Annotated in this window: 21 protein-coding genes and 1 riboswitch; of the genes, 12 read left to right on the forward strand and 9 right to left on the reverse strand. The window is 73.8% G+C overall.

Annotated features, from left to right (window positions below):
* Positions 1-38 precede the first annotated feature (38 nt).
* Positions 39-1,727 (forward strand): ribonuclease J, encoded by a 1,689-nt coding sequence (locus FHG89_RS13805; RefSeq protein ID WP_139584782.1) that lies wholly within the window; start codon positions 39-41, stop codon positions 1,725-1,727.
* Positions 1,728-1,789: 62 nt separating this feature from the next.
* On the opposite strand, the gene FHG89_RS13810 is transcribed toward FHG89_RS13805, so the two are convergent.
* Both FHG89_RS13810 and FHG89_RS13815 read right to left on the reverse strand, forming a co-directional pair.
* Positions 1,790-3,364 carry a type III secretion system chaperone family protein gene (locus tag FHG89_RS13810; RefSeq protein WP_139584783.1) on the reverse strand — a complete coding sequence of 525 codons (1,575 nt, stop codon included), beginning with the start codon at positions 3,362-3,364 and terminating at the stop codon, positions 1,790-1,792.
* Entirely contained in the window at positions 3,361-3,840 is a 480-nt protein-coding gene (locus FHG89_RS13815; protein ID WP_139584784.1) for a type III secretion system chaperone family protein, read from the reverse strand. The genes FHG89_RS13810 and FHG89_RS13815 overlap by 4 nt, the downstream gene beginning before the upstream one ends.
* Before the next feature lie 113 nt (positions 3,841-3,953).
* On the opposite strand from FHG89_RS13815, the gene FHG89_RS13820 reads away from it, so the two are divergent.
* Positions 3,954-6,407 (forward strand): DNA translocase FtsK, encoded by a 2,454-nt coding sequence (locus FHG89_RS13820; RefSeq protein ID WP_139584785.1) that lies wholly within the window; start codon positions 3,954-3,956, stop codon positions 6,405-6,407.
* A 64-nt stretch (positions 6,408-6,471) separates the two neighbouring features.
* Here the strand turns inward: FHG89_RS13820 and FHG89_RS13825 are convergent, their stop codons facing one another.
* Positions 6,472-6,717 carry a hypothetical protein gene (locus FHG89_RS13825; RefSeq protein WP_139584786.1) on the reverse strand — a complete coding sequence of 82 codons (246 nt, stop codon included), beginning with the start codon at positions 6,715-6,717 and terminating at the stop codon, positions 6,472-6,474.
* Between the two features lie 73 nt (positions 6,718-6,790).
* On the reverse strand, positions 6,791-7,105 hold the full coding sequence (locus FHG89_RS13830; RefSeq protein WP_139584787.1) for a DMT family transporter: 315 nt from the start codon (positions 7,103-7,105) through the stop codon (positions 6,791-6,793).
* A gap of 55 nt (positions 7,106-7,160) precedes the next feature.
* Positions 7,161-7,219, reverse strand: a riboswitch (guanidine-III (ykkC-III) riboswitch).
* Positions 7,220-7,325: 106 nt separating this feature from the next.
* On the opposite strand from FHG89_RS13830, the gene FHG89_RS13835 reads away from it, so the two are divergent.
* The 7 genes from FHG89_RS13835 (at position 7,326) to pspM (ending at position 13,594) form a co-directional block, all read left to right on the forward strand.
* Positions 7,326-8,249, forward strand: a complete 924-nt coding sequence (locus tag FHG89_RS13835; protein ID WP_139584810.1) for an ornithine cyclodeaminase family protein — start codon at positions 7,326-7,328, stop codon at positions 8,247-8,249.
* 62 nt (positions 8,250-8,311) lie between these two features.
* Entirely contained in the window at positions 8,312-9,814 is a 1,503-nt protein-coding gene (rimO, locus tag FHG89_RS13840; RefSeq protein ID WP_139584788.1) for a 30S ribosomal protein S12 methylthiotransferase RimO, read from the forward strand.
* 77 nt (positions 9,815-9,891) lie between these two features.
* A complete protein-coding gene (pgsA, locus tag FHG89_RS13845) occupies positions 9,892-10,482 on the forward strand; it encodes a CDP-diacylglycerol--glycerol-3-phosphate 3-phosphatidyltransferase (protein WP_139584789.1) in 591 nt (196 codons plus the stop codon).
* A 90-nt stretch (positions 10,483-10,572) separates the two neighbouring features.
* Complete coding sequence (locus tag FHG89_RS13850) at positions 10,573-11,112, forward strand: CinA family protein (RefSeq protein ID WP_139584790.1); 540 nt, start codon at positions 10,573-10,575, stop codon at positions 11,110-11,112.
* A 152-nt stretch (positions 11,113-11,264) separates the two neighbouring features.
* Positions 11,265-11,723, forward strand: coding sequence for a helix-turn-helix domain-containing protein (locus tag FHG89_RS13855; RefSeq protein WP_139584791.1), 459 nt, complete (start codon positions 11,265-11,267; stop codon positions 11,721-11,723).
* Between the two features lie 202 nt (positions 11,724-11,925).
* Positions 11,926-12,786, forward strand: coding sequence for a PspA/IM30 family protein (locus tag FHG89_RS13860; protein WP_139584792.1), 861 nt, complete (start codon positions 11,926-11,928; stop codon positions 12,784-12,786).
* Positions 12,787-12,808: 22 nt separating this feature from the next.
* A complete protein-coding gene (gene pspM, locus FHG89_RS13865; protein ID WP_139584793.1) occupies positions 12,809-13,594 on the forward strand; it encodes a phage shock envelope stress response protein PspM in 786 nt (261 codons plus the stop codon).
* An 11-nt stretch (positions 13,595-13,605) separates the two neighbouring features.
* On the opposite strand, the gene FHG89_RS13870 is transcribed toward pspM, so the two are convergent.
* Both FHG89_RS13870 and FHG89_RS13875 read right to left on the reverse strand, forming a co-directional pair.
* Complete coding sequence (locus FHG89_RS13870) at positions 13,606-17,253, reverse strand: hypothetical protein (protein ID WP_139584794.1); 3,648 nt, start codon at positions 17,251-17,253, stop codon at positions 13,606-13,608.
* Positions 17,254-17,416: 163 nt separating this feature from the next.
* A complete protein-coding gene (locus FHG89_RS13875; protein WP_139584795.1) occupies positions 17,417-18,226 on the reverse strand; it encodes a DNA-formamidopyrimidine glycosylase family protein in 810 nt (269 codons plus the stop codon).
* Positions 18,227-18,335: 109 nt separating this feature from the next.
* On the opposite strand from FHG89_RS13875, the gene FHG89_RS13880 reads away from it, so the two are divergent.
* Positions 18,336-19,301, forward strand: coding sequence for a hypothetical protein (locus FHG89_RS13880; RefSeq protein ID WP_244295423.1), 966 nt, complete (start codon positions 18,336-18,338; stop codon positions 19,299-19,301).
* Positions 19,247-19,591, forward strand: coding sequence for a hypothetical protein (locus FHG89_RS33715; RefSeq protein WP_244295424.1), 345 nt, complete (start codon positions 19,247-19,249; stop codon positions 19,589-19,591). Before FHG89_RS13880 ends, FHG89_RS33715 begins: the two co-directional genes overlap by 55 nt.
* 26 nt (positions 19,592-19,617) lie before the next feature.
* Here FHG89_RS33715 and FHG89_RS13885 read toward each other — a convergent pair whose 3' ends face one another.
* Genes FHG89_RS13885 through FHG89_RS13895 form a run of 3 tightly spaced genes read right to left on the reverse strand, consistent with a single transcriptional unit; the run spans position 19,618 to position 20,914 of the window.
* Entirely contained in the window at positions 19,618-19,860 is a 243-nt protein-coding gene (locus FHG89_RS13885) for a CPCC family cysteine-rich protein (RefSeq protein WP_225854764.1), read from the reverse strand.
* A gap of 25 nt (positions 19,861-19,885) precedes the next feature.
* Positions 19,886-20,686, reverse strand: coding sequence for an SAM hydrolase/SAM-dependent halogenase family protein (locus FHG89_RS13890; protein WP_139584796.1), 801 nt, complete (start codon positions 20,684-20,686; stop codon positions 19,886-19,888).
* Positions 20,687-20,695: 9 nt separating this feature from the next.
* Complete coding sequence (locus tag FHG89_RS13895; RefSeq protein ID WP_139584797.1) at positions 20,696-20,914, reverse strand: hypothetical protein; 219 nt, start codon at positions 20,912-20,914, stop codon at positions 20,696-20,698.
* Between the two features lie 135 nt (positions 20,915-21,049).
* Between FHG89_RS13895 and FHG89_RS13900 the strand changes: the two genes are divergently transcribed.
* Positions 21,050-21,637 carry a hypothetical protein gene (locus FHG89_RS13900; protein ID WP_139584798.1) on the forward strand — a complete coding sequence of 196 codons (588 nt, stop codon included), beginning with the start codon at positions 21,050-21,052 and terminating at the stop codon, positions 21,635-21,637.
* Positions 21,638-21,812: the final 175 nt, after the last annotated feature.

The following is a 21,812-nucleotide window of genomic DNA, read 5'->3' on the forward strand; positions in this document are numbered from 1 at the left end:
GGGCGCCGGGTGACGGCGTCGCAGAATGAGGTGGACGCGTGACCGAGGCGCACATCGAGGCGGAACTGCCCCCGCCGCTGCCGGAAGGTGGTTTGCGGATCATCCCGCTCGGCGGGCTCGGCGCCATCGGTCGGAACATGACCGTCTTCGAGTACGACGGCAAGCTGCTGATCGTGGACTGCGGGGTGCTCTTCCCCGACGTCGAGCAGCCGGGCGTGGACCTGATCCTGCCCGACTTCGGCCCGATCCTGGACCGGCTGGCCGACGTCCAGGCGATCGTGCTGACCCACGGCCACGAGGACCACATCGGCGCGGTGCCGTACCTGCTCGCCCACAAGCCCGACATCCCTCTGGTCGGCTCGCAGTTCACCCTCGCCCTGGTCGAGGCGAAGCTCGCCGAGCGGCGCATCCAGCCGTACACGCTCACCGTGCGGGAGGGCGGCCGGGAGCGGCTCGGCCCGTTCGAGTGCGAGTTCTTCGCGGTCAACCACTCCATCCCGGACGCGCTCGCCGTGGCCATCCGCACCCCGGCCGGCCTGGTGCTGCACACCGGCGACTTCAAGATGGACCAGCTCCCGCTGGACGGCCGGATCACCGACCTGGCCGGCTTCGCCCGGCTCGGCGCCGAGGGCGTCGACCTGCTGCTGTCCGACTCCACAAACGCGGAGATCCCCGGCTTCGTCACCCCGGAGCGGGAGATCGGGCCGGTGCTCGACTCGATCTTCGCGAAGGCCAAGGGCCGGATCATCGTGGCGTCGTTCGCCTCGCACGTGCACCGCGTGCAGCAGGTCTTCGACTCCGCCGCCGAGCACGGCCGCAAGGTCGCGCTGATCGGCCGGTCCATGGTCCGCAACATGGGCATCGCCCGGGACCTCGGCCTTCTCAACATCCCGGCCGGCCTGGTCATCGGGATCGAGGAGGCGACCACGCTGCCTCCCGAGCAGATCGTGCTGATGTCCACCGGGTCGCAGGGTGAGCCGATGAGCGCCCTGGGTCGAATGGCCAGCGGCGACCACCGGCACATCACCATCGCGCCCGGCGACACAGTCGTGCTGGCGTCCTCGCTGGTCCCGGGCAACGAGACCTCGGTCTACCGGGTGATCAACCGGCTGGCCCGGGCGGGCGCGGTGGTCGTGCACAAGGACGTGGCCAAGGTGCACGTCTCCGGGCACGCCCCCGCCGGGGAACTGCTCTACCTGCTCAACGTGGTCCGTCCCAGCAACCTGATGCCGGTGCACGGCGAGTGGCGTCACCTGCGCGCCCACGCCCGCCTCGGCATCGAGTCCGGGGTGGCCGCCGACCGGGTGGTCATCTGCGAGGACGGCGACGTGGTCGACCTGGTCGAGGGCCGGGCCAGCCTCGTCGGGCACGTGAAGAGCCGGTACGTCTACGTCGACGGCCTCGCCGTCGGCGACGTCAGCGAGTCGCTGCTCACCGAACGGCGGATCCTCGGCGACGGCGGTTTCATCGCCACCACAGTCGTCGTCGACTCGGTCACCGGCAAGGTGGTCGCCGGTCCGACGCTGTCCGCGAAGGGCTTCTCCGAGGACCCGGAGGCGTTCAACCCGGTGATCCCGCTGGTCACCGAGGCACTGAACCGGGCGGCGGCGGACGGCATCACCGACCCGCACCAGCTCCAGCAGATCGTCCGGCGGACCGTGGGGCGGTGGGTCAACGACGCGTACCGTCGTCGCCCGATGATCGTGCCCACCGTCGTCGAGGTCTGAGCAGGTCCCGCTACTGCCGGCCCACCCCGATGAGGTGGGCCGGCAGTATCTGTCCGTAGGCGTCAGGGCAGCGCGGCGACCGCCTCGGCGTACGCGACGCCGGTGGCGATGGCGGCGTCCACCAGCACCGTGAGCTGCTCCGGGGCCACCCCGTGCGCCAGGTCGGTGGCCACGTCGCCGGCCAGCACCAGCTCCTCACCGAGGTCGTGCGCGTACGCCTTGGGCAGCAGCCGGTCGTGGTTCCAGGCGTTGCAGAAGGCGTACGCCTCGGCGCGGCGGGTCGCCGGCAGCCGGCGGGCGGCCATGGCGCGGGCGTGCAGCACCTCGCCGCGTTCGCCGGCCCGACGGAACTGGATCACCACGGCACCCCACCGGCCGACCACCGTGGCGCCCTCGTCCACGGCGTACCGGTCCCCGCGTCGGTCCAGCGCGGCGGTGATCATGTCGATGGTCAGCGTGGCAACCTCGCGTCCGTCGTCGGCGTCGGGCTCGGCGTCGCCCGCGTCGGGCTCGGCGTCGTCGGCGGGCAGGGGCACCGGCGCCGCCACGGGGCGTTCGGCCAGCCAGGCGGCCATCCGGCCGGAGTGGTGGCCGGTGCCGTTGCGGGCGTCGAAGCTGCCGGCCAGCTCGTTGGCGATCGCGAGCAGCAGGGCGCCCAGGGTGGCGACGTCCAGGTCGGTGGCCGGTCGCCCGCCGTACGCCGGTCGCGGCACCGTGCGCACGCCGAGGCCGGCCTCGACGGCCAGCGCGCAGACCAGCGCGCCGGCGGCGGCGAACTCCATAGCGGCGAGGTCGTCGGTGGGCCGGTCCAGTCGGGGCAGCTGCTCGGCCAGGATGGCCAGCCCGCGTTCCAGGTGCCCACCCAACGCGCAGAACCGCAGGTGCGCGGCGAGGAACGGGAACGCCGCCCGTTCGCGCCGGTGCCGCCGGTACGCCCGCACGTGCGCCACGGCGGCCCGTTCCGGCTCGCCGACGCGCAGCTCGGGCAGCAGCCCGGCCACGAGCGCCCGCTCGGGCTGGTCCGTGCAGTCCACCGCGTCGCGGGTGGGCTCGGCCAGCTCGGTCAGCGCGGCCCGCCACTCTCCCCAGCCGGCGAGCAGCTCCGCGCGGCGGGCCGGTGCGCAGCCGGGGCATCCGCCGGACGGCCCGCCGACCGTGCCGGCCCACCGCTGGTACCAGTGCCGGGCGGTGGGCTCGTCGCCGAGGTGGTCGGCGATCCGGCAGCGGAGCTCGGCGACGGTCGACGCGTCGGGACCGTCCGCCCCGACCCGGTGGGCGAGATCGTCCAGGAGGGACCGGGTCTGGTCCAGCCCCACCCGGGGGGTGCCGAGCAGCGCCTCCACGGCGTAGCGCTGAAGGCGTAGCAGCAGCCGGCCCTCGTCGTCGGTGAGCAGCTCGGGCCGGTAGTCGGCGGCGGCCCGGCACCGGCGCACCGGCTCGACCAGCCGCCACCGTTCGCCGTGCAGCAGGTACGCCTCGATGAGCGCGAACCGGGCGTCCAGTGCCGACCGGAGGTCACCGGCCGCGTCGGCCCGCTCGGCGAGCCGTTCGAGGGCGAGCAGCCGGTCCGGCCCGTCGGGCAGGTCGCGTGCGTCGGCGAGCGCGCTCACCAGCGCCGGATCGCGGTGTACGGTCACGCCGGCACCGCGCCGGGCAGCCGAGCGACGGCCACGGCGAGTTGACAGCCGGCCGAGATGCCACAGTCGAGCAGCTGGTCGAGCTGGTGCGGGGTCACCCCCCGCTCCAGGTCGGTGATCACCTCACCGTAGACCCGAGCCCGGCCGCCGTCGTCGACGTGCACGAACGCCTTGGGCCAGAGCCGGTCGTGGTTCCACGAGTTGCAGAAGGCGTACAGCTCCGGCACCCGTTCGATCCCGAAGGTGGGCGTGACCATCGTGCGGACCTGGAGCAGTTCGCCGGCCGCGCCGACGCGCAGGAACCAGATCAGGTTGTCGTCGAAGCGGCCCACCAGGTCGCCGTTAACCGCCCGCCCGACCGCTCGGCCCCGCGCGGCGAGCACCGCGGCGACCAGTTCGCCGGTCAGTGGGCGCAACACATCGGGGTGCCCGGCAAGCGGATCGTCCGGACCGTCCTCGAATCCCGGCGACGCCATGGGGCATCCCTTCTGAGGCGGATATCACGACCGGCGGCGCGGTCCGTGCTGCGACGCGCGGACACGACCCGGAAAAGCGGCGTTCTGCCGGGTCCCGCCGTTACCGTGACTCTATGGCGGGCCGTACCTCTCAGGCGAGCCGGCGGCGCGGCGCGTCGCCGCGCGGTGGCACCAACAACCGTGCCCGCCAACCGGCGAAGAAGACCAGGGCGCCGGTCCGCCGGCGCACCGCTCCCGCCCGGCCGGGTCCGGCGGTGTACGTCGGCCGCGCCGTCGGTGCACTGTGGATGGGACTGGCGCACGGGATGGGCTGGGCGGTGCGCGCCGCCGGCCGGCAGGCCGCCTCGGCCCGCGACCTCGACCCGGAGCACCGCCGCGACGGGGCGGGGCTGCTCCTGTTCGGGTTGGCCCTGCTCAGCGCCGTGGCGCTCTGGCTCTCCGGCGCCGGTCCGGTGGGTGCGCGCCTGGCCGACACGGTCCGGCTGTTCCTGGGTGCGATCTCCGTGGTCGTACCGGTGCTGTTGATGATCGGGGCGTGGCGGCTGATGCGTCAGCCGGCGGACCCGGCGCACCGGGGCCGCGGGTTGATCGGCTGGGGTTCGCTGCTGGTGTCGACCGCCGCGCTGCTCCAGATCGGTCAGGACCCGACGGACCCGTTGCAGCGTGACTACGCCGGCGGCCTGGTCGGCGCGGGCGTCGGCGGGCTGCTGGAGCGGGCGGTCACCGCCTGGGTCGCCGTACCGCTGCTGGTCCTGCTGCTCCTCTTCGGCCTGCTCGTGGTCACCGCGACGCCCATCAACAAGATCCCGGAGCGGCTGGGTCTGCTCGCCGGTGGGCTGGTGGCGCCGCCGGAGGCCACCGAGGAGTCGGAGGAGCCGGCGGCCCGGCCGGCGCGCAGGCGACCGGCCAAGCGGATGCCGCCACCGTTGGACCCGGACGACTTCGACGACCTGGAGGGCGCCGACCTCCAGGAGACCATGGTCCTGCCGCGCAAGGCGCCGTCGAAGGTGCCGGCCAGCCGCAAGCCGGTCGAGCCGCCGGAGCACTCGCCCGCGCCGACGCGGGCCGAGCAGTTGGCGCTGACCGGACTTGCCGGTGACTACACGCTGCCGCCGGCCAACATGCTCAGCGCCGGTGCCGCCGCGAAGACCCGCAGCAAGGCGAACGATGAGGTGATCGCCGCGCTCACCGGCGTGTTCGACCAGTTCGACGTGGACGCTGCGGTCACCGGCTTCACCCGGGGTCCCACGGTCACCCGGTACGAGGTGGAGCTGGGGCACGGCGTCAAGGTCGAACGGATCACGCAGCTGTCCCGCAACATCGCGTACGCCGTGAAGTCGCCGGACGTACGGATTCTCAGCCCGATCCCGGGCAAGAGCGCGGTCGGCGTGGAGATCCCCAACACCGACCCGGAGAACGTGGCGCTCGGCGACGTGCTGCGCTCGCGGGCGGCGACAAGCGACCACCATCCGATGGTGGTGGCGCTCGGCAAGGACATCGAGGGCGGCTACGTGGTGGCCAACCTCGCCAAGATGCCGCACATCCTGATCGCCGGGGCCACCGGCGCGGGCAAGTCGAGCTGCCTCAACACCCTGCTGGTGTCCATCCTCACCCGGGCCACCCCCGACGAGGTGCGGTTGCTGCTGATCGACCCGAAGCGGGTCGAGATGACCGGCTACGAGGGCATCCCGCACCTCGTCACGCCGATCGTGACGAACGCCAAGAAGGCGGCCGACTCGCTGGACTGGGTGGTCCGCGAGATGGACATGCGCTACGACGACCTCGCCGCGAACGGCGTCCGGCACATCGACGACTTCAACCGCAAGGTGCGCAACGGCGAGATCAAGGCCCCGCCGGGCAGCGAACGGGAGATGCGTCCGTACCCGTACCTGCTGGTGATCGTGGACGAGCTGGCCGATCTGATGATGGTGGCGCCGCGCGATGTGGAGGATTCGGTCGTCCGGATCACCCAGCTGGCCCGGGCGGCGGGCATCCACCTGGTGCTGGCCACCCAGCGTCCGTCGGTCGACGTGGTGACGGGTCTGATCAAGGCGAACGTGCCGTCCCGGTTGGCGTTCGCGACCTCGTCCCTCGCCGACTCGCGGGTCATCCTGGACCAGCCGGGCGCGGAGAAGCTGCTCGGCCGGGGTGACGGGCTCTTCCTGCCGATGGGCGCGTCGAAGCCGGTGCGGATCCAGGGCGCCTGGGTCACCGAGCGGGAAATCGCCGACGTGGTGAAGTTCTGCAAGGACCAGCGCGAGCCAGAGTTCCGCCCGGATGTGCTGGCGCCCGCGCAGGAGAGCAAGAAGAAGATCGACGAGGACATCGGCGACGACCTGGATCTGCTGGTGCAGGCGGTGGAGCTGGTGGTCACCTCGCAGTTCGGCTCGACCTCGATGCTCCAGCGCAAGCTGCGTGTCGGTTTCGCCAAGGCGGGTCGTCTGATGGACCTGATGGAGACCCGCGGGGTGGTCGGGCCCTCGGAGGGGTCGAAGGCGCGTGACGTGCTGGTCAAGCCGGACGAGCTGGAGGACGTCCTGAGCGGCCTGCGCGGCGACGTGGACTGACGTCGTCCGACCCCGCACACGCGACGGGCCCGCCGGTGACCGGCGGGCCCGCGTCGGAGTGCGGTCAGTTGTTGATCAGCGCGCCGATGATCACCAGGCTGATGATCGCGGCGAGGACGCTGGCCGCGGCGGCGTACCAGCCCAGCGGCTTGTCGCCGAGCACCGCGCCGACGATGCCCGCGATGACGCCGAGCACGCCGAAGATGATGGGGTTGAGCAGCAGGGCGAGGACCGCGAAGACGAAGCCCACGATGGTGAGGATCCGGGCGGCGTTGCTGCGCGGGCGGGCGGTGCTGGACATGTCGGCCATGTCGTCCTCCGTATGAGAGCCTGTCGTGACGGATCGATCAATACCCACTGTGGGGACCTGTCACGCGTCCTTTTCAGTGGAAGACCTTCAGGCCGACCACGCCCGCGACCACGAGCAGCAGGCACAGGATCCGGGGCAGGCTCGCCGACTCGCCGAGCGCCAGCATCCCGACCAGGGCGGTGCCGACCGCGCCGATGCCGACCCAGACCGCGTACCCGGTGCCGACCGGGATCTCCCGCAGCGCGTACGCCAGGCCAGCCATGCTCAGCACCAGGGTCACCACGAACACCACTGTCGGTACCAGTCGGCTGAGGCCGGCGCTGCGGTCCAGGGCGGTCGCCCACGCCGTCTCCAGCAGTCCGGAGATCACCAGTACGAGCCAGGCCATGTCCACCTCACGGGTCGGCGCCCGGGCTGCCGCACCGGGACGAGTCGGCACATCACGCGGGGCGTCTTGGCCTGACCGGGTACGCCCACCACTCGTCCGGGGCGACCGCGAGCGTCCGGGGCCACCGGAGCCGACGCTAGCACCGGCCCGGCGTCGGGTGCGGTGACTCCCGACACCTCGCGTTGACCTCTACCTCGCTTCAACTTGCAGTATGGCAATCATGACCCTGCTCTACGCCGACTCCGAGGTCGCCGCCGCGCTGGACGCCGCCACCACCGTCGACGCCATGCGGGACGCCCTGCTGGCCGCGTACGACGGCCGGCTGGTCGCCCCGCCCCGGGCCGCCGCCCCGCTGGCCGGTGGGCGGATGGTGCTCACGGCAGGACACCTGGTCGACGAGTGGTACGGCTTCCGCTCGTACGACACCTTCGGGCACCCGCAGGCCGAGCAGCTGGTCGTCCTGCACGACGCCGGCACCGGGGCGATCCGGGCGGTCGCCGTGGGCGAGGAGCTGGGCTCCCGGCGGACCGGAGGGCTGGGCGGCGTCGCCGTCGACGCGCTGGCCCGGCCCGACGCGGCGACCCTCGCGGTGATCGGGTCCGGCCGGCAGGCGTGGAGCCAGGTGTGGGCCGCCGCCGCGGTCCGACCCCTGCGCGAGGTCGTGGTGCACAGCCGCTCCGCCGCCCGGCGGGACGCCTTCGCCGCCCGCGTCCGCGCCGAACTGGGCGTACCGGCCCGCCCGGTGGCCGACCCGGGCGCGGCCGTGACCGGCCGGGACATCGTGGTGCTCGCCACCACCAGCCCGACCCCGGTGCTGTGCGCCGCCGACCTGAGCCCCGGAACGCACGTCAACGCGGTCGGCTTCAAACAGCGCGATCGCAGCGAGTTCGGCACCGACCTGCTGGACGTCGCCGAGCTGCTGGTCACCGACTCACCCGCCCAGGCGGTCGACTACCGGCCGCCGATGCTCGCGGCCACACCCCCGTACGCCGGGCGGTTGCGCGACCTGGGCGGCATCCTGGCCGGCGCGGTCCCCGGCCGGACCACCGCGGACCAGATTTCCGTCTTCTGCTCCACCGGCCTGTCCGGCACCGAGGTCTTCCTGCTCGACCGGCTGACGCGGGTGGCCGCCCCGACGCGGTGACCGTCCACCGGGAGGCGCTGGTACGCGTGCGTGGGCCTCCCAGGCCGGCCCGGTACCCTCGGATGGTGTCTGCCACCTCCCCTGATGCCAACGCCGAGGGCCGTCGTGTCGCCCTGCTGACCCTGGGCTGTGCCCGCAACGAGGTCGACTCGGAGGAGCTGGCCGCCCGGCTGCACGCCGACGGCTGGCAGGTGACCACCGACGGCGAGGGCGCCGACGTGGTGGTCGTCAACACCTGCGGCTTCGTGGAGAAGGCCAAGCAGGACTCCATCCAGACCCTGCTCGCCGCCGCCGGGACCGGCGCCAAGGTGGTCGCCGCGGGCTGCATGGCCGAGCGGTACGGCCGGGAGCTGGCCGACAGCCTGCCCGAGGCGCAGGCCGTGCTGAGCTTCGACGACTACCCGGACATCGCCGCCCGCCTGAACGCGGTCGTCGCCGGCGAGCAGGTGACCGCGCACACCCCCCGGGACCGGCGTGAGCTGCTGCCGCTGACCCCGGTGCAGCGGCGCGACACCGCCGTCTCGCTCCCCGGTCACGGCACCGTGACGCGGACCACCGTCGACACCGACGAGCACACCCCGGCGCACCTGCGCCAGGTGCTGCGCCACCGGCTGGACACCGGCCCGGTCGCCTCGCTGAAGCTGGCCAGCGGGTGTGACCGCCGCTGCGCGTTCTGCGCGATCCCCGCGTTCCGTGGGGCGTTCGTGTCGCGTACGCCGGACGAGCTGCTCGCCGAGGCGGAGTGGCTGGCCAAGACGGGCGTACGGGAGCTGGTGCTGGTCAGCGAGAACTCCACCTCGTACGGCAAGGACCTGGGCGACCCCCGGGCGTTGGAGAAGCTGCTGCCGCAGCTCGCCGCGGTGTCCGGCATCGTCCGGGTGCGGGTGAGTTACCTCCAGCCGGCAGAGACCCGACCCGGCCTGGTCGCGGCGATCGCCGGTACGCCGGGCGTGGCACCGTACTTCGACCTGTCGTTCCAGCACTCCAGTGAGCCGGTGCTGCGCCGGATGCGCCGTTTCGGCTCCACCGACCGGTTCCTGGAGCTGCTGGCCAGCGCCCGCGAACTGGCGCCGGAGGCGGGCGCCCGGAGCAACTTCATCGTCGGCTTCCCCGGCGAGACCCGCGCCGACGTCGACGAGCTGGTCCGGTTCCTCACCGAGGCCCGGCTCGACGCGATCGGCATGTTCGACTACAGCGACGAGGACGGCACCGAGGCCGCCGGCATGCCCGGCAAGGTCTCCGCCGCGACGATCAAGCGGCGGTACGACCGGCTCAGCGCGCTCGCCGACGAGCTGTGCTCGCAGCGGGCCGAGGACCGTCTCGGTTCGACAGTCGAGGTGCTTGTCGACTCGATCGAAGACGGTGTGGTGGAGGGCCGGGCGGCGCACCAGGCGCCGGAGGTGGACGGCTCGACGACCCTGGTCGCCCCGGCCGAGGGTGGGGTCGACCTGGCCGCGCTGCGCCCGGGTGACCTGGTCCGCGCGACGGTGACCGGCACCGAAGGGGTGGACCTGCTCGCCGTGCCGGATGAGATGATCTCGGCGGCGCCCGGCGCGGCACGGTGACGGCGGGTCCGAACGGAGCGGGGGAGCCAGGTGGTGTGGTCCCGGGAGCGCCACGGCGGCCCGAGCGGAGCGAGACGGTGACCGGGGCGACGGAGTCGACGCCGGCCCGGGTGGTCGCGCGGGTGCCCGTGCTCAACGCCGCCAACGCGTTGACCGCGTTGCGGCTGGCGCTGGTGCCGGTCTTCGCCGCTTCGGTGATCGCGTCCGGGATGAGCCACTCCGGCTGGCGGATGGCGGCCTGCCTGATCTTCGCGGTGGCCTCGGCGACCGACCTGGTGGACGGCTGGATCGCCCGCCGGTTCGCTCTGGTCACCTCGGTCGGCAAGGTGGCCGACCCGATCGCCGACAAGGCGCTCACCGGCGCGGCCCTGGTGCTGCTCTCCTGGTACGACCGGCTGCCCTGGTGGGTGACAGTGCTGATCCTCGTCCGCGAGCTGGGCATCACCGGGCTGCGGTTCTGGGTGATCCGGCACGGCGTGATCGCCGCCAGCCGCGGCGGCAAGATCAAGACCGCGCTCCAGATCCTCGCCATCGCCTGGTACCTCTGGCCGATGCCGGCGGCCCTCGCCGTCGTCGGTCCCTGGATCATGGCCGCCGCCGTCCTGGTGACGGTCGTGACGGGCTTCGACTACATCGTCCAGGCCCTCCGCCTGCGCCGCCCCCGCTGACCGGACCTGCGGCGTGTCGGGCCGCCAGGCTCATGATCGACGACGTCGGATCGGGAGGTTTGGGTGGCGATGAGTGGGAAGGACGGTTCGATGCAGAAGGATCAGGGATCTGAGCCGCCGGTGGGCAGTCCGGCGGCAGGCGCCGTGCACAGCCTTTCGCAGCGGCACGAGACGCTGGCCACGGTCGAGTCGCTCACCGGTGGGTTGCTGGCCGCGTCGATAGTGGAGATCGCCGGGGTCAGCGGGATCTACCGGGGCGGGCTGGTCGTCTACGCCACCGAGTTGAAGGCCACGCTGGCCGGCGTACCGACCGGGCTGCTCGACGAGCGAGGGCCGGTGGACCCGGACGTCGCGGCGGCGCTCGCCGAGGGTGGCCGGCAGCGCTGCGGCGCCGACTGGGGGATCGCCACCACCGGGGTCGCCGGTCCGGAGCCGCAGGACGGCAAGCGCGTCGGCCTGGTCTACGTCGCGGTGGCCGGCCCGAACGGCGGCGAGGTCCGCGAACTCGATCTGGACGGCGGGCGGGACCACATCCGGTCGGCGGCGGTGACCGAGGCGTTGCGGCTGCTCACCGAGCGGATCCACGCCGACGACGCGACCCGTGACTCGGCCGGCGCCGGCCACCGGTGAGCCGTCGCGGGTCATCTGACGGGCGGGGCGGGATGTCGCACGGGCCCGCAGCGGGTACGGTTGCGGGAAGGCTCCGACGCTCGGAGCCGGCGCGGTCCGCCGCGGCCGGCTGCCCGACGCCGAGCGAGAAGTATCCCTCAGGGGGAGGTGCGATGGTCCTGCTACGCCGGGTAATCGGTGACGCACTGCGGGCGCGCCGGCAGGGGCAGCACCGCACCCTGCGCGAGGTGTCCACCGCGGCGAACGTCAGCCTCGGCTACCTCTCCGAGATCGAGCGGGGGCACAAGGAGCCGTCCAGCGAGTTGCTGGCCGCGATCTGTGACGCGCTCGGAGCCCGCCTGTCCGAGTTGCTGCGCGAGGTGAGCGACACCGTGGCGCTCGCCGAGCAGATGCCCGGCGTGCTCGTCGACATGCAGGACGAGCCGGCCGAGGCCACGCCCGTCGGCGCGGCGACCGCCGTCCGCAAGAGCACCAACCGCGGCGTGCGTCAGGTCACCTCCGACGGCAAGGTCGCCGTCTCGGTCCGCCACGAGTCGCCGCTCAAGGCGACTCTGCGCAGCACCCGGGTCCGCCCCACCGAGCGCGACCGGGACGTGGTCTGCGCCGCCTGAGCCGTCCTCCCGGTTGACCATGGGCGAGGTGGCCCCAGCCGCGTAGGGTTGCCCACAGGAGCTGCCGGTGCCGTCGACCGCCCGGTACGGATGCCGTGCTGGCGTTCGGCTGGGACGATGGAGACCGGCCGGGGTCGCGGTCGGCCGGCTCGTCCGGTCCCGACCGCGGGTGGAGTGACGCGACTGAGGGGATACCGCGGAGATGGCGAACCCGTTCGTCAAGGGTTGGAACTATCTGATGGCGCTCTTCGGTGCCAAGATCGACGAGCACGCCGATCCGAAGGTGCAGATCCAGCAGGCCATCGAGGACGCCCAGCGGCAGCACCAGGCGCTGGTCCAGCAGGCCGCCGCGGTCATCGGCAACCAGCGCCAGCTGGAGATGAAGCTGTCCCGCCAAATGTCCGAGGTCGAGCGGTTGCAGGGCAACGCCCGGCAGGCGCTCGTGCTCGCCGACCAGGCCCGGGCCAAGGGTGACGAGGCCGAGGCCGGGCGCTTCGAGCAGTCCGCGCAGACCCTCGCCACCCAGCTGGTCTCCGCCGAGCAGGCCACCGAGGACCTCAAGACCCTGCACGACCAGGCGTTGGGCGCCGCCGCGCAGGCCCGCCGGGCGGTCGAGAACAACTCGATGATCCTCCAGCAGAAGCTCGCCGAGCGCACCAAGCTGCTCAGCCAGCTGGAGCAGGCCAAGATGCAGGAGACGGTGGCCCGCTCGCTGGAGTCGATGTCGTCGCTCACCGCTCCCGGCAACACCCCGTCCCTGGACGAGGTGCGGGACCGCATCGAGCGGCGGTACGCCAACGCGATGGGCCGCGCGGAACTCGCCGGTAACTCGGTCGAGGGCCGCATGCTGGAGATCCAGAAGGCGACAATCGACTCGGCCGGTTCGGCCCGGCTGGAGCAGATCCGGTCCAGCATGGCCGGGGAACAGCTCGGCGCCGCGCAGCGACCGGCCGCGCCGCAGACCGAGAAGGCGGCCGACCCCGCCGCCGCTGCCCGGCTGGACGAGCTGCGCGCCAGCATGGCCCGCGAGCGCAACACCGGCGACCCGACCGCCGCCAGCTGAACGTCTCATCCGAGGAGGTCAGGTGGCAGACGAGCGAACCCGGTACTTCCGCCGGCTGGATCGGCTGCGCCGGTCGGCCCGGCGGTGGAGCGTGCTGGCCGGTGGGCTCGGTGGCGCCGCCGCGGTGCTGACCCCGTACGCCGGCCTCGGTCTGCCCGACGCGGCCTGGGCCGGTGCCGCGGGCAGCGCGGTGGCGCTCGCCGCCTGGCGGTGGATCGATCTGCGGGCGCTGGCCGCCCGACCGGCGCCCCCGGCACTGGACCCGGCAGAGGCCGCGGCCCGGTCCAGGGCACGGCTGGTGGCGGCCGTCGAGCGGCTGCCGGTCGGCCATGGTGTGCTGGCCGAGGTCCGCCGGGTCCGTTCCCGGGTGGCGTTGCGGGGCACCAGCGCCGGTGCGCCGTGGGCCCGGCTGGATCGGGCGGCCCTCACCCTGGCCGGGATGGCGCCGCGACTCACCGGGCTCGCCGAGCCGGCCGTGCTGGAGGCCGCCGCCGCCGACCGCTCGCTGCGCGAGCTGGCCGCCCGGGTGGCAAGCGTCGAACGTGCGCTGCGGCTGGCCCCGGCCGACGCGCGCCCGCCGCTGGCCGAGGCGCACGGCGCGTTGGCCGCCCAGTTGGAGAGCGGTGTCGCGGCGTACGAACGGCTCGTGGTGGCCGCCGCCGGCTACCTGGCCGAGGACGCCCGGCCGCAGGCCGCCCACCCGGCTGCCGACCGGCTCACCGAGGCCACCGACCTGCTGCACGGCGTGGCCTCGGCGCTGGCCGAGCTGCGCACCGCAGGCACCCCGCTGCGCGCGCCCACCCGCTGACCGGGCGACGGTCACGGTGGCGTCGTGACGGAGACCGGGCCGGTGTACGCCGAACTGCCCACGACGTTGAACGACCGGATCCGGTAGTGGTAGGTCACGCCCCGGGTCAGCCCCGTGTTGGTGAAGCCGCGACCGGTCACCGTGAAGGTCGCGACCTCCCGGGCGAACGCCGGGTCCAGTGCCCGCTGCACGATGAACCCGGACCCTGAGCCGACGCTCGTGTCCGCCGTCCAGCCCAGGACCACCGTCGCCGTGTCCGGGCCCGGCGCGCTGGCCGTGGCGCTGACCCCGCTCGGGATGCCCGGCGCGGGTGGGGTGCTCACCGCGGCGACCGTCGACCAGGCCGACGCGGCGCCCAGGTAGGTGGTCCGGACCCGGTAGTAGTAGGTGGTGTCCGGCGCGACCGCGACGTCCAGGTGGTGGGTGCCGACTCCGATCGCCGTGGTGCCGGGGCCGCTGCTGAACGTCGGGTTGGTGGCGCGTTGCACGTCGATACCCGTGGCGAAGGATCTGTTCGTCCAGCGCAGGGCCACCCGCAGCGGTGCCGCCGGCAGGATCGTGGCGACGACGCCGACCGGGGCGGTCAGGTGCACCGAGGCGGGCACGCTGTTCGACCAGGACGAGTAGCTGACCGCGTTCTCCGCCCGGATCCGGTAGTGGTACGTCACCCCGGGGGTGACCGTCGCGTCGGTGTAGCGGGTGGCGGTCGCCGCGACGGTGATGGTGGTGACCTCGCCACCGAACGTCGCGTCGGTGGCCCGTTGCAGGACGTGGCTGGTGGCGGGCGGACGGCCCCCGTTGCCGGTCCAGGCCAGCGCGATCGCCGGCAGCGCGGTCGCCGAGCCGGGCACCGGGGTGGCGGTCAGCCCGGTGGGCGCCTTCGGCGCGACCCGCAGCACCAACGGCCGGCTCATCCCCAGGTCGCGGTGGGCGGCGCGCTGACTGTGCCAGCGGTACTCCCAGCCCACGTTGACCAGCTGGTTCACCACCACGGCGGGCCGCCCGTCGACGGGGCTGACGGGTGTCGAGCCGGTCCGGGCGCCGGCCGGGCGGCCCGGGTCGAGCAGCCGCACGCTGTCGCCCAGCTTGAACGGCAGGGTCGGAGCGACGGGGCGCAGCGCCACCACCACGTCCTCGCGGGGGTTGACCCGGACGATGTCCTTCCAGCCCAGCTCGGCGCCGTGCGGAGCGCGCAGCGCGCCGTCCCAGCCGACCCGGTTGACGACCTGCACGTCGCAGCCGCCGAAGCACAGCGGCTCGGTCTGCCGGACGTTGCCGCTGATCCGCCAGATCTGCGTGCCGTCGGTCGACGCCCCGAGCGGCACGGCCGGGTCGGCGGCGAACAGCACCTCGGTGACCGGGTCGGTCGGGCCGAGGGGGAGGGTCACCGGGGTCAGCGGCCCGGCGTGCGGGTGCCCCACGCCGAGCCGGCCGGCCAGCCGCCCATGGTCGGGTTCGAAGACCTGCTGTACGGCCTTGACCTCCACCGGCAGGGTCACCGGGCCGGTGCCGGCCGCCGGGGTGAAGGTCACCGTGCCGGCGTGCACCGGCACCGTCGTCTCGGTTGCCGTCCGGGTGCCGAACGCCGCGTCGTACGCCGGCTGCGGCACGATCGGCGGGCGCTGGCTGGCCGCGTACGCCAGGGGGAGCCGGTCGCGCAGCCGGGCCAGGTCGTACGGCGGCTCCGCGTCTCCGGTGACCCGGAACTGGAGCAGGGTACGGGTGTTCGGGCCGTACCCCGGCTCGGTGGGGGGCGGGCCACCCTCGGCGGTCCGGTCGGGGGCGTCGCTGTGCTGGTCGTAGCGCCTGTCGAAGCCGGGCAGCGGGGCGGGCGCGTCGTTGTACAGGATCAGCGTGCTGCCCGGCGGCACGGCGGAGAAGTCGACGAGCACGTCGGCCCGTTCGCCGGGCGCGAGGAGCAGGGCGTGCCCGTCGACGTTCAGCACGGTCGGGTCGAGCCGGTCGTAGCGGTAGCCGACCGGTCGGCTCGCCAGCACCACCGGGGCGGGCAGCAGGCCGGCCTCGTTGCCGATCTGGACGAACGCCGGTCCGGCGGCGCGGGGGTCCGGCACCCCGCCGTCCCGTCCGTCGGTCGGCCAGCCCGCCGGCCGGTCCGCCGCCCGCAGGGCGGGCACCATCGGCACCTCGCCGGCCTCGGCGTCGACCAGGGCGCCGTCCAGGGTCCACATCGGCCCGTCCGAGCAGGCCCGGTAGAGCTGGAGGTTGAGACTGCGGTCCAGGCAGGCGTTGAGGATCCGGAACCGGTACGCGCGGGGCCGCACCTCCAGGTACGGGTAGGCGACGCCGTTGACCAGCGGGGTGTCGCCGTACGCCTCGGGCACCGCGGACGGGTGCGGCACGCCGGGCGCGAGGGGTGGCTCGTCCGGCGCTCCCACCGGGTCGTGGTGCGGATTGGGCACCGGCCCGGCCGACGTCGGCGCGTTGCCGACGCCGCCCGGCGCCGGGGCGCCCGACCACGGGCCGTAGTCCCACCGCCCGGTCGGGTTGCGTCCACCGGGGCGGTACGGGTCCTGTCGCGGCTGGTAGACGTGGGGGTGCCAGAGGCTGCCCCGGGCACCCCAGCGTTCCCGGTCCCAGGTCGGGTCCTCAGCGGCGAGCTGGGTGTCGTCCGGCACGAACGTCTTGTCCTCGATGACCAGCGGCAGCTGGTCTGCCGGCAGCACCTGGTCGGCCACCAGCTCGTCCTCGGCCGGGTCGGTGAGCAGGTAGAGCGCGAGCTGTCCACCGTAGACGGTGAGTCGGGCCAGGCCGTGGGTGTTGTCGTGGAACCACATGAGCCGGCCGCTCTGCTCGTTCGGGTAGTAGAGCGTGGTGGCGCCAGCTCCCGGCGGCGGCATGTCCGGCACGTGGGCCACGCCGGTGCCGGTCGGGTACGGGGTGATCTCCCCGGCCGGGGTGATCCACTGCCCGGGGTTGCCGGCGCTCGTCCAGCCGGTCAGAGCCCCGGCCAGGTGCAGCACCGCCCGGTTCTGCGGGTACGGCGCCGGGCCGTCCAACGGGCCGCGGCCGGCTCCGGCGACCGTGTCGTCGACCGGGAGGAACAACTCGCCGCCCCGACCGGTGGGGAGCTGGTTGATGAACTTCACCCGGACCGGCCGGCCCCGCCGGGCGAGGATCATCGGGCCGAGGTGCCAGGGCCGCTCCGGGGGCGCCACCGTGTTGTGCCCGGACGCGTCGGTGCCGAGGTTGAGCTGCCGGTAGCCGCGCAGCCGGGTGGCCGGCAGGTCCCGGTGCAGGCGTTGCGCGTACTCCTGGAGGCCGATCTCGTAGTAGTCGCAGCCCGGATAGCTGATCGTGTCCGGGACGGCCACCGGCAGGTACGCACCGAGCCCCGCGCCGCCCACCTGACCCGGGACCGGGAGGGCGTCGACGAACTTGCGCAGTCCGGTGCCGGGCACCGGCCGCCCGCCGGCGTCCCGTGCCGGTCGGGGGCTGTACGCGAAGTTCGGCACCGGGCCGAAGCTGCGCGGTACGACGGCCGGGTCGAGGCTGGTGGTCGGAGCGACCTCGTCGGTCGTCCCCGCGCCCTGCTCAGCGGTCCGCGCGGCCGGCACGACGGGAACCGTCCGGCCGTTGACGTGGCTGTCGCGGCTGGTGCGCTCGAAGAAGGTGGAGCGGAGTCTGCGGAAGATCGCCATGACTCTCCCCGGGTCGGGGCACGAGGCCCGCCACCCCGGCGTGGCGACCCTGGTGCTCTGCTGACGGTCGGTGAGCACTCAACCGCAGCATGCGACGCGGACGGCCAGATAGGAATTACCCAATCGTCCGTATCTGGGACGGCCCCGGTCGGCCCCGGTGTGGTCAGTCGGGCGGCGGGGCGTCCGGCGGCTCCGGCTGACAGACCGGGCACCAGTAGGTCACGCGTTCGCCCAGCTCCTGCTTGCGGATGGCGGTGCCGCAGCGGCGGCAGGGCTGGGCGCGGCGACCGTACACGTAGCTGGTCTGCCCCCGGTGCAGCGAACCGGTGCTGCTCTGCGTCCACCGACCCCGGTTGGCGGCGAGCAGCCGCTGCGCGAGGGTCACCATGCCGGTCAGGTCGGGCACCGCGCCGACCGGCGTCCAGGGGGACACGCCGCGCAGGAACAGCACCTCGCACTTGTACAGGTTGCCCACGCCGGCCAGCGCGCGCTGGTCGAGCAGGGCCTCGCCGATGGTCCGTTCCGGGTGGGCGCCGAGCCTGCGGACCGCCTCGGCCGGGTCCCAGTCCGGGCCGAGCAGGTCCGGGCCGAGGTGACCCACCAGGCCGTCCTCCTCGGCGGTCGGCACCAGCGCCAACTCGTGCAGGTGGTAGCCGACCGCCACCGCGCCGGGGCTGCGCAGCACCACCCGGATCAGGTGCGCCGGCCGGCCGTTCCACCGTTCACCCGGCGCGTACGCCCGCCACGCGCCGTCCATCCGCAGGTGCGAGTGCAGGGTCCAGTGCGCCCCGTCCGGGGCGGCGAGCCGCAGCAGCAGGTGCTTGCCCCGGCTCGCCGACTCGCGGACCGTCCAGCCCGTGAGATCCGTGGTCGCCAGCTGCGGCACCCGGAAGTCGCTGCCGGTGAGCCGTGCGTCGGCAAGCGCGCGGTGCAGCACGCGCGCGGTGTTCCAGACGGTGTCGCCTTCGGGCACCCCACCATCCTCCCTCGTTGGAACAGGATTCGCATGTGTCGCTATTTGTACTCAGGTTCCTCATGATCTCCCGACATGCGAGGGTCAGGGAGTTCTGAGGAGAATGCTGATGTCAAGGCCGCAATGTCGTATCCGTTCCCTCGCCCTCGTCGCCCCCCTCACCCTCGCCCTCACCGCCACTCTCCTACCCGTCACCAGCGGAATCCCGGAAACCCCCGCCGCCGGCAGCCCGCTCACCCTCACCGCCGCCGCTCCGGGCGGTGAACTGTGGAACGCCGACCTGTCCGTCGTCGACCGCGACGACGTCAACGTCCGTCGTACCGCCGCCGGGCTGCGGCTGCGCGACACCCGGCCCGCCGGGCGCAGCCCGCACAGCGCCATCGCCGAGGGGATGCTGCTGAGCGTGCCCCGCACCCTGACCCGCCCGGCCACCCGGGTCCGCGCCCAGGTCGCCGCCGACGTGCCGGCCGGCGCCACCGTCGAGGCCCAGGTCCGGGCATGGCGCGCCAGCGGCTGGACCGAGTGGCGGGCAGCCACCACCAGCGCGGTCTTCGACCGCCCGGTGAGCCGGGTGCAGTCCCGGGTGGTGCTCACCGCGCCCGCCGGCGGCACCACCGCGACGGTCCGGGGCGTCCAGCTCACCGCCGACGCGACCGCCGCCGTGTCCGCGGCCACGCCGGGCCTCACCTACCGGGTGTACGCCACCCGCATCGGCCTGGTCGGCGAGCTGACCGCGAACGGCCGCAGCGTGCAGCCCCGGGACCACTTCGCGGCACTACCGTCGCGGCGCGGCCTGTCCCCCCTGAACACCGGCGACTACACCGTGCGGGTCTGCACCACCACGGGCTCCCGCTGCGAGTACGCCCCCGTCTGGGACGTCGGCCCGTGGAACACCCGCGACGACTACTGGAACCCGTCGGCCGTACGGAGAACTGGAAGAACCTGCCGCAGGGCCGACCCGAGGCGCAGGCCGCCTACCAGTCGGGCTACAACGGCGGGCAGGACCAGTTCGGGCGGACCGTGCTCAACCCGGCCGGCATCGACCTGGCCGACGGCACCTTCTGGGACGGCCTGAACCTGACCACCAACGCCTGGGTGGACGTCGCCTACCTGTGGACCGGTGGCGGACCGCGCGGTGTGGTCGGTGACGGGCCGCTGAACATCCGCACCGGCGCCAGCACGTCGTACCCGATCCGTGGCCTCGCCGCCCGGTTCGCCAACGTGCCGCTCCAGTGCTACGTCACCGGCCAGTCGGTGGCCGGCCCGTACCGCACCACCACCCGCTGGAACCGGCTGGCCACCGGCCAGTACGTCAGCCACGCGTACATCTCCAGCGTGTACGGCGGCAGCGTGCCGGCCTGCTGACCCGGCCCTCGCCCCGTCGGGCGCCGTCAGGGGCGCTCGTCGGGCCGGGCCGGGCGCACCATGTCCTGGTAGCGCGGGTGGCTGGCACCGTAGACGGCGTAGTTGAGTCGGGCGTGCGACAGGCTCAGGTCGCCGTTGGGGCCGCCCCGGACGGCGTCCGCATCGGCGTCGGTCTGACCGTCGTCGGTCCAGAAGCAGACCGGGCAGGTCCCCCCGCCGGTTCGGGACGCACAGCACGGACAGCCCACGGGAACTACGTGTTCACCCACCGGGGCAGCATTCCACAGTCGAATATCAGCGGGAAACCCGCAGGACGTCACCCGGGTCCACCCGCAGCAGGTCCACCGCCCGCCCGCCGTTGACCGCGACGGCGACCAGATCGGCCGAGTCGACGTACACCACCAGGCCGCCAGCCGGGGCGTCGCCGAAGGTGCGGCCCCGGACGGCCTGGTGGGCCGGTGCCGGGGCCGGCGGGCCGACCCGCAGCGCCGCCGGCAGCGGATCGAGCAGGTGCGCCGGCGCGGCCAGCTGGACGTTGCCGAAGTGGTCCACTGTCGACACCTCGGCGGTGAAGCCGTCATCGTCCGAGGTCAGCGCCGGCGGGGGTAGCCGGACCAGACCGGCCGGGTCGATAGGCGTGCCCGCCTGGGCCAGCGCCGCGCCGAGCGCCAGCCGGGCCGCCACCGGCGCGAAGACGTCCCGCCCGTGGAACGTCCCGGACACCCGGGCGGCCTGCCAGCGCGGCTCGGTCAGCTCCACCGCTGCGGTGATCCCGCCGAGCGCGTCGGCGGCGTCCGGCAGCAGCCCGTTGTCCGGACCCACCAGCAGCCCATTGGGGGTGGCCAGCGCGACGCCCCGCCGGGCGGTGCCCACCCCCGGGTCGACCACCGCCACGTGCACGGCCACCGGCAGGTACGCCACGGTCTGCGCCAGCACCGCCGCGCCCCGCCGCACGTCCGCCGGCGGCACCAGGTGGGTCACGTCGATGACCCGGGCCGCCGGCGCGATCCGGGCGATCACCCCGTGGCAGGCGGCCACGAAACCGTCGGAGAGGCCGTAGTCGGTGGTCAGTGAGATCCAGGGCGTGACGGACATGTCCGCAGGCTAACCCTCAGCGTCGGTGCGCAGTTCCAGGACGAGTTCGTCGTGCAGCGGGATGCCGTGCTCGCCCACCAGGGAAAGCGCCACCAGGGTCGGCAGGGTACGCACGTCGTGGCCGGTGTCGTGGGCGACCACGTACGGGCCACCCCACTCGCGTTCGTGCAGGGCGTCGATCGCCGTCCGCTCGGCGGGTCCCGCCGCCCGCACCTCGACACCGTCCACCGTCCACCTCGCGTCCGCTCGCCGGCTCCGGAGCGTGCCCGCCAGCTGGTGGTCGACGCGGCTGGCGGATATGGGACAGCACGGTGGCCGACCAGCCACTCCCGCTGCCGGGCGCGGTTGGGCAGACTTGCGCAGGTGACACTTCGGAGCCTGCCCGCCGTCGGGATCCTGCTGGTCGCCGTCGCCGTCACCGCCGGCTGCGGTGGTGACGACGCCGATCCGTCGAGCGGGGCCCCCACCGCCTCGCCGGTATCGGCCCCGGCGGCAACCGGTCTTCCGAGCGCGCCGACGCCCTCGGCAGCGCCACCCAGCGTCGGTGGTGCCGCGTCTCCGGCGCTCCCACCGTCCGTCGCGCCGCAGGGGCCCACGCAGCGCCGGCCGGCCAACCCGCCGCCGGTGGTGCTGCCCCAACGCCCGCCCGGCGCGCCCGGTGCCACACAGGTCGTCAACGCGTTCAAGGCCGCCGGCCTGAGGGTGCCGCACCCGAAGGACCGATCGGTCGACTGTGGACCTGACGGGCTGGGTCTGGGCTGCTCCGAGCTCATCGCCACCGATGCCGTCACGGTGTACGTGTTTCCCGACGAGACCAGCGCCAGCGACATCGCCGAGACGTGGGGCGGCCAGTCGTACCGGCGCGGCGCCGTGGTCCTCAACTACCTGGAGGCGAAGACCCCCGCCGCCGAGCGGCCCCGCTACGAGAAGGTCCTCAACGGCCTCGGCTGAGCACCGGTCCGCCGCGTCCTCGGCCCGGGAGCGGGTCTGCCATTGAGCGATATACCTGTGAGTCATATTTATGACCCAGAGGTATATCGCTCAATCGAGTGCGTCCCGCCCAGGCCGGCCCCTCAAGAGGGCGCGGTGGGTTCGGCAACGGGTCGGCCGCCGCCCGCCACTGAGG

The organism is Micromonospora orduensis, assembly GCF_006228125.1.
GTDB classification, from domain to species: Bacteria; Actinomycetota; Actinomycetes; order Mycobacteriales; family Micromonosporaceae; genus Micromonospora; species Micromonospora orduensis.